The 7,017-nt window shown below is 37.1% G+C and carries 5 protein-coding genes; 1 reads left to right on the top strand and 4 read right to left on the bottom strand.

The window, feature by feature from the left end:
* The coding region (locus tag VEB00_04550; protein ID HYF82282.1) for a hypothetical protein at positions 1-243 on the top strand (243 nt) is incomplete at its 5' end.
* Positions 244-377: 134 nt separating this feature from the next.
* Here VEB00_04550 and VEB00_04545 read toward each other — a convergent pair.
* The 4 genes from VEB00_04545 to gyrB all read right to left on the bottom strand — a co-directional run bounded on the left by VEB00_04545 (position 378) and on the right by gyrB (position 7,007).
* Complete coding sequence (locus VEB00_04545; GenBank protein ID HYF82281.1) at positions 378-1,445, bottom strand: HD-GYP domain-containing protein; 1,068 nt, start codon at positions 1,443-1,445, stop codon at positions 378-380.
* A 108-nt stretch (positions 1,446-1,553) separates the two neighbouring features.
* The gene (gyrA, locus tag VEB00_04540) at positions 1,554-4,001 is read right to left on the bottom strand and encodes a DNA gyrase subunit A (GenBank protein ID HYF82280.1); all 2,448 of its coding nucleotides are present in this window, start codon (positions 3,999-4,001) and stop codon (positions 1,554-1,556) included.
* Positions 4,002-4,265: 264 nt separating this feature from the next.
* Positions 4,266-4,979 (bottom strand): ATP-binding cassette domain-containing protein, encoded by a 714-nt coding sequence (locus tag VEB00_04535; GenBank protein ID HYF82279.1) that lies wholly within the window; start codon positions 4,977-4,979, stop codon positions 4,266-4,268.
* Between the two features lie 117 nt (positions 4,980-5,096).
* Complete coding sequence (gene gyrB / locus VEB00_04530; GenBank protein ID HYF82278.1) at positions 5,097-7,007, bottom strand: DNA topoisomerase (ATP-hydrolyzing) subunit B; 1,911 nt, start codon at positions 7,005-7,007, stop codon at positions 5,097-5,099.
* Positions 7,008-7,017 lie beyond the last annotated feature (10 nt).

The following is a 7,017-nucleotide window of genomic DNA, read 5'->3' as shown; positions in this document are numbered from 1 at the left end:
TCTGCCGGCGTTTCTGCCGCCGACCTTTACTATATTACCACACCGCCAAACCGTTGTCAACAACGTTTTTACTGGTTTTTAGTGGCAATTTGCGTCTTTCTTTTCTGTCTGTTTTTCCGCTTCGTTACCGAGGCAGGAATTACATTCTACCATGTATATCTTCCAGAGTCAACTGGAAGTTTAAGGCTTGCTGTCTGTTTTCCTGTGCTGTTTGCGACAGGAATCTTATCTTATCATTTTTAATCCACCATTGCAACTGGTAAGTTATTACATGTTTACGAAACAAAAAGGCTTCTCTATCCATTACAATGTTTCAATAGCAGCCTTTTATATTATAAACCGTTTATTCACTTATTATTTGTATAATATCGGAATTTTTAAATATTTCTTAGAATTGATATGTTTATGCTTTCTCTAAGAGATAAGTCAACCAATTTAGGTTCTCTAAGCTGCCGTCCTTCCACATTGAAGTACACCATAACTTTAGGCTTTATATTAAATCCTTGGACCTCGTCGTCTATTACTACCCCTATTTCTTTTGTGCTTAGCTCAACCCACTGTCCATATCTATATATTACTATTGTGTTTATTAAAGCCTTCACTATTTCATGATTGAAATAGAAGTTGCCTGACCCCAACAGGTATTCCACACTTTCAGACCTCGTGTGTTTTGATCTGTATGGCCTGTCACTGGTTAATGCCTCATATACATCGCAGACTGCAATTATCTTTGCCATTGTGTGTATTTTGTCATTGACCAATCCACCAGGATATCCAGTACCATCATACCGTTCGTGATGCTCAAGAATTATATTGTAAATCTCAGCACTGAAGCCTCCCGCATTTTGAACAATTTCAAAACTGTACCTTGGATGCCTCTGAATCATCATTTTTTCTAGTTCTGTTAATGACCCCTTTTTATTAACTATATTTCTCGGTATCTCAGTCATTCCTACATCGTGAAGCAAAGCTGCAGTTCCCAGTATAAATAATCTATTAATAGGAAAGTACATTTCCTTTCCAACAGCAACAGAATAAAAAGCAACGCTTATACAGTGTCTAAATATATTATCTCCTATTACTCTTAATGGTATCATCAGATTAATAATTTTATCTTTTTTCAATAAATCTATAATAATATCTTTAAGCTCATATATGTTTTTTTCCTTCTTTATGAATTTCATTACCTGGGTATCCATTATCTCTATGGCTTCTTTAATGAGAATGTCTTTAATGTTTAAAAGGTCTTCCGAATTACTATAGCCTAGATCTCTGAATATATAAACAGATTCTATGTGATTTTTTTTAAGTCCCAAAATAGTATTATCCGATATTACAGTGTTTTTTTTGGCAAGTGTATTACCGCTCGTGCTGTATATATCCGCTGCTAATATGTCTCCGGGCAGCAATTCGGCCACGTTTACTTCAATCATCCTTTCAGCCATATTAATCCCCCTTCAAAATCAAAAAACATATTCTATTCTTATTATACAAGAAATTACAAAATTATCAAAAAAATATATAGTCTTTGAGTATAAAAAAGAAAAGAGCAGTTATTCCTGCTCTTGCTCTTCTTCATCCAGTGAACTGATTTTGGCTATTGATACTATGCTTTCATCCTTAGGAACCCTCATAAGCTTAACACCTTGAGTACTTCTTCCCATTTCTGAAACCTCATTCACATTCAATCTAATGATTATACCTGACATATTTATAATCATTATTTCATCGTTGTCCTTTACAACCTTCATTCCAACTACGTGTCCAGTCTTACTGGTTATCTTGGAGGTTAATATTCCTTTTCCTCCTCTTGTCTGAACTCTATATTCCCCAACAGGCGTACGCTTTCCAAAGCCTTTCTCACTGATTACCAGAAGGTCAGCGCCCTCTTCCAGAATGTCCATACCTATTACTGCATCGTCAGGATTCAGGGTTATTCCTTTTACACCCTGGGTACCGCGTCCCATAGACCTTACATTACTTTCAGGGAATCTTATTGACAGTCCGTTCTTTGTCGCAGCGATAATTTCGGTAGTTCCGCGAGTAAGTTTGACACCAATCAATTCATCATTATCAAGCAGGGTTATTGCCGTTATGCCTGTATTTCTTGAAGTTTCATACTCCTTCAATTCCGTCTTTTTAACTAACCCGCCCTTTGTCATGAAGATAAGATATTTCCCGTCTTCAAAATCTTTTATGTTTATTACAGCACTGACCTTTTCTTCCGGACTGAGCTGCAAAAGATTGACCAAAGCTGTTCCTTTAGCTTGCCTGCCAGCTTCCGGAATCTCATATGTCTTCAGCTTAAACATCTTTCCCTTATTGGTAAAGAACAAAATATAGTTATGAGTAGAGGTTATGAACAGATTTTCTACAAAATCCTCTTCTCTTGTCTGAAGTCCTGTTATTCCTTTGCCTCCCCTTCTCTGGCTCTTGTATGTATCTGCCGGCAGTCTCTTTATATATCCAAAGTGGGTCATAGTGACAGCTACTTCTTCTTCATCTATGAAATCCTCTGCATCAAACTCTTCTAATGCTGCTGTTATTTGGGTTCGTCTTTTATCTGCAAATCTCTTTCTTATTTCGAGAAGCTCTTCTTTTATAACCATGAATAGCTTCTGCTCATTGCTAAGAAGTGATCTGAAATATTCAATATTTTTTATTAATCCAAGATATTCTTCTTCTATTTTGCCTCTTTCCAAACCGGTCAAGCTTCTGAGTCTCATTTCCGCTATAGCATCAGCCTGCAATTCAGACAATCCGAATTTGGACATCATTCTTTCTTTAGCTTCTGCAACATTCTTGGAGCTTCTTAGTATGTTTATTATTTCATCTATGTTGTCAAGAGCTATCCTCAAGCCTTCCAGAATATGTGCCCTGGCTTCAGCCTTCTTGAGATCATACTGGGTTCTTCTTGTCACAACATCCTTCTGATGATTTATATAATGGGTTATTATGCTCTTAAGGTTCAGAACCTTTGGCTGACCATTAACAAGAGCAAGCATAATTATACTGAAGGTATCCTGCATTTGAGTATGTTTATAAAGCTGATTCAGTATAATATGAGAATTTGCATCCCTTTTCAGTTCTATTACAACTCTCATGCCGCTTCTGTCTGATTCATCCCTTAGATCAGAAATGCCTTCAATCTTTTTTTCCTTTACCAGGTCGGCGATTTTTTCTATCATTGACGCTTTATTCACCTGATACGGTATTTCATTGACGATGATTCTTTGTCGATTGCCGCTCATTTCCTCAATTTCTACTTTAGCTCTTACAGTAACCTTCCCTCTTCCGGTGCTATAGGCTTTTCTCATGCCTTCCCTGCCCATTATTATGCCGCCTGTAGGAAAATCAGGACCTTTGATGTATTTTTGCATTTCCTCCAGTTCTATTTCCGGATTATCTATGCTTGCAATTACACAGTCAATAACCTCTCCCAGGTTATGTGGTGGTATTGAGGTTGCCATACCTACAGCAATACCACTGCTTCCGTTTACCAATAGGTTTGGATAACGAGCAGGAAGAACTGTTGGTTCTTTAAGACTCTCATCATAGTTTAGAGTAAAGTCAATAGTTTCCTTGTCTATGTCTCTTAACAATTCCACAGCTATTTTAGACATTCTGGCTTCTGTATAACGCATTGCAGCCGCACTATCTCCGTCTACAGAACCAAAGTTCCCGTGTCCGTCAATAAGCATATATCTGTGAGAAAAGTCCTGAGCCATTCGGACCATTGCATCATAAACAGAAGAATCACCATGTGGATGATATTTACCTAAAACTTCACCTACTGACATTGCAGACTTTCTATGCGGTTTATCGGGAGTAAACCCTAATTCATTCATTGCAAACAGAATTCTTCTGTGAACGGGCTTCAAACCATCTCTTACATCAGGCAATGCACGCTGAACTATAACACTCATCGCATAATCGATAAATGATTTTTTCATTTCGTCTTCAATGCCTACCGGCACTATCTTTTGGTTTTCGTAATCCAAATCTATTACCTCCAAAGCTTATATGAATATTAATTTTTAGCATACAAATACATATTAATTATAAAACTATTAATAATTTTTGTCCAATTTATTATTTTATTTTCAATTCTGTGAAAAAATTACTTAAATTTAAGAAAAAGCCGTGTCTTATCACGGCTGTCCACATCTTATGAAATACTTTTTCTGTTTGTTATTCAAATTTCATACAACTGCCTCATTATCTGTTGTTGAATTCGCCTTACCAAATGTAAATTCCTAATGTGCTCAATCAAGTATGATTATCTCATTACATATGCTTTCTAATATATTTTCCTCATCCGTTGATATTATAATCGTCTTGCCTGCCTTCACCAGCTCGTTCATATGTTTTTTAAAGGTGTCTTGCAGCTTTTCCTCTATAAACATCAGCGGATGGTCAAAACATATTATTGTTTTGGGACTTAAGAAGCCCCTTATAATGAACATTTTGCTGCGAACAGAGCTGGGAAGCTTTATGACCTCTTTATACTTATAGTCTTCAAGCTCAAAATCATTAATAAGCTTCTCTGCTTTGTCAACTACGTCACATCTTTCCTTCTGTTCTTTGCATGTATACTGAATTAAATTTTCAAAAAGTGTACAATTGTATTCCTGACTGCTTGGCTGTTCCTTTGAAATATATGATACAATCTCTCTCAGCTGTTGACTGTTCATTTTCAGTCCCTTGTAAAAAATGTTGCCCGAAGATGGTTTGATTATTCCTGCAATCAGCTTCAGCAGCGTTGATTTTCCGCACTTTTTCTTTCCTCTAAGTCCAATAATACTGCCTTTACAAATATCAAAGGATACTCCCTTTATACCCAGATCCTCTTTTCTTTTCAGGAAGCCTATTATACTATTTATATTATCTTCCGCATCATCACATTTATAATACTTTGTCAGTTCTTTGACTTCAAGAATTACATCTGTGCCTGTACTATTACTTGTTTTGGTTTGCATGGTTACCTTCTCCCTAATTTTTGCTTCTTTTAATTCATTCTATCTATTTATAATTAATATATGAAGTTTGACGCTTTAATATTAGCAGCTGAAAAAACTGGCTTTCGCCAGTTTTCATTATACATCAAGATTTCTAACATATTTAGCGTTTTGCTCTATAAATTCTCTTCTTGGCTCTACCTTATCTCCCATTAGAATCGTAAATATCTCATCAGCTGCAACAGCATCCTCCATTGTTACCTGCAGCAAAATTCTAGTCTCGGGATTCATTGTAGTATCCCATAGCTGCTCAGCATTCATCTCTCCAAGACCCTTGTATCTCTGTATGCTTGATCCATCTCTTCCTATCTCCTTGAATACATTTTCAAGCTCTTTATCGTTATATGCATAATAATCCTTGTTTTTCTTTCTAACCTTGTATAGAGGGGGCTGAGCAATATAAACACATCCGGCGTCTACCAAGGGACCCATATATCTGTAGAAGAAGGTTAAAAGTAACGTTCTTATGTGCGCACCGTCTACATCAGCATCAGTCATCATTATTATCTTTCCGTATCTCATTTTTTCTATATTAAAATCATCACTGATACCCGCTCCAAAAGCTGTTATCATTGCTCTGATCATCTCACTGGTCAATATTCTATCAAGTCGCGCCTTTTCTACATTTAGTATTTTACCTCTCAAAGGAAGTATTGCCTGATACTTTCTATCTCTTCCCTGCTTAGCAGAGCCTCCTGCGGAGTCACCCTCAACTATATATATTTCACAAAGCTTAGGGTCTCTCTCAGAGCAGTCTGCCAATTTACCAGGAAGAGTAGTGCTTTCAAGTACTGTTTTTCTCCTTGTAAGCTCTCTTGCTTTTTTTGCAGCATCCCTCGCTCTTGCAGCAGTCAGCGCTTTATCCATTATTATCTTTGCACTTTGAGGATTTTCTTCCAGAAATGCTTCAAATTTCTCTACAACTACACTATCAACTATTCCCCTTACTTCAGGGTTTCCAAGCTTTGTCTTAGTCTGCCCCTCAAACTGCGGATCAGTGAGCTTTATGCTTACAACACAAGACATACCTTCTCTTACATCTTCTCCAATAAGGTTTACATCATTCTCTTTAAGATATTTGTACTTTCTGGCATAATCATTTATTACTTTGGTTACTGCATTTTTAAAGCCAGTCATATGACTTCCACCCTCTAAGGTGTTTATGTTATTGGCAAAGCTGAAAATACTTTCAGAATACCCGTCATTATACTGAAGTGCTATTTCAACATCAATATCTTCTTTTCTGGCTTCAAAATATATTGGGTCTTTATGAAGAACCTCTCTATTTTTGTTTAGATATTTCACAAAGGATATTATTCCGCCCTCATATTGAAAGGTCTTTTCAGTATTATCCCTCTCATCCTTGAGGTTTATCTTTATCCCCTTGTTAAGGAATGCCAACTCCCTGAGTCTATGCTCTAAAGTTTCAAAGCTATACTCCAGTTCATCAAATACTTGATTATCCGGTTTGAAAGTTACCGTTGTTCCTGTATTTTTACTTGAGCCTATAACCTTCAGCTCAGTAACAGGTGTTCCTCTTTCATACCTTTGCTGATATACTTTTCCATCTCTCTTTACTTCTACCACAAGCCATTCAGATAAAGCATTAACTACAGAAACACCAACTCCGTGCAATCCGCCAGAAACCTTGTAGCCTCCGCCTCCGAATTTACTTCCTGCATGAAGAACTGTAAGAGCAACTTCTACTGCAGGCTTGCCAAGCTTTGGATGAATTCCTACAGGGAAGCCTCTGCCATCGTCTTCATTGCTTATTGAATTGTCAGAATGAATTGTTACGTTAATATTTTTGCAGACGCCTACCAATGCTTCATCTATACTGTTGTCGACTACCTCCCAAACCAGGTGGTGAAGACCCTTAGCACCAGTGCTGCCTATATACATTCCAGGCCTTTTTCTTACGGCCTCTAACCCCTCAAGTACTTGAATCTGCTCTGCTTCATATGCTGATGTATTCTTTTTTTCTACCATTTCTGTACGT

This window comes from Clostridia bacterium, assembly GCA_035628995.1.
Taxonomy (GTDB): Bacteria; Bacillota; Clostridia; order Lutisporales; family Lutisporaceae; genus BRH-c25.
The sequence above is the reverse complement of the archived record's forward strand: the minus strand, read 5'-3'. Positions and strand labels throughout refer to the sequence as shown.

Bases quoted from the DNA above. Each gene is read 5' to 3' on its own strand.
- VEB00_04535 (HYF82279.1), bottom strand. From the start codon at position 4,979: ATGCAAACCAAAACAAGTAATAGTACAGGCACAGATGTAATTCTTGAA.
- gyrB (HYF82278.1), bottom strand. From the start codon at position 7,007: ATGGTAGAAAAAAAGAATACATCAGCATATGAAGCAGAGCAGATTCAA.
- VEB00_04545 (HYF82281.1), bottom strand. From the start codon at position 1,445: ATGGCTGAAAGGATGATTGAAGTAAACGTGGCCGAATTGCTGCCCGGA.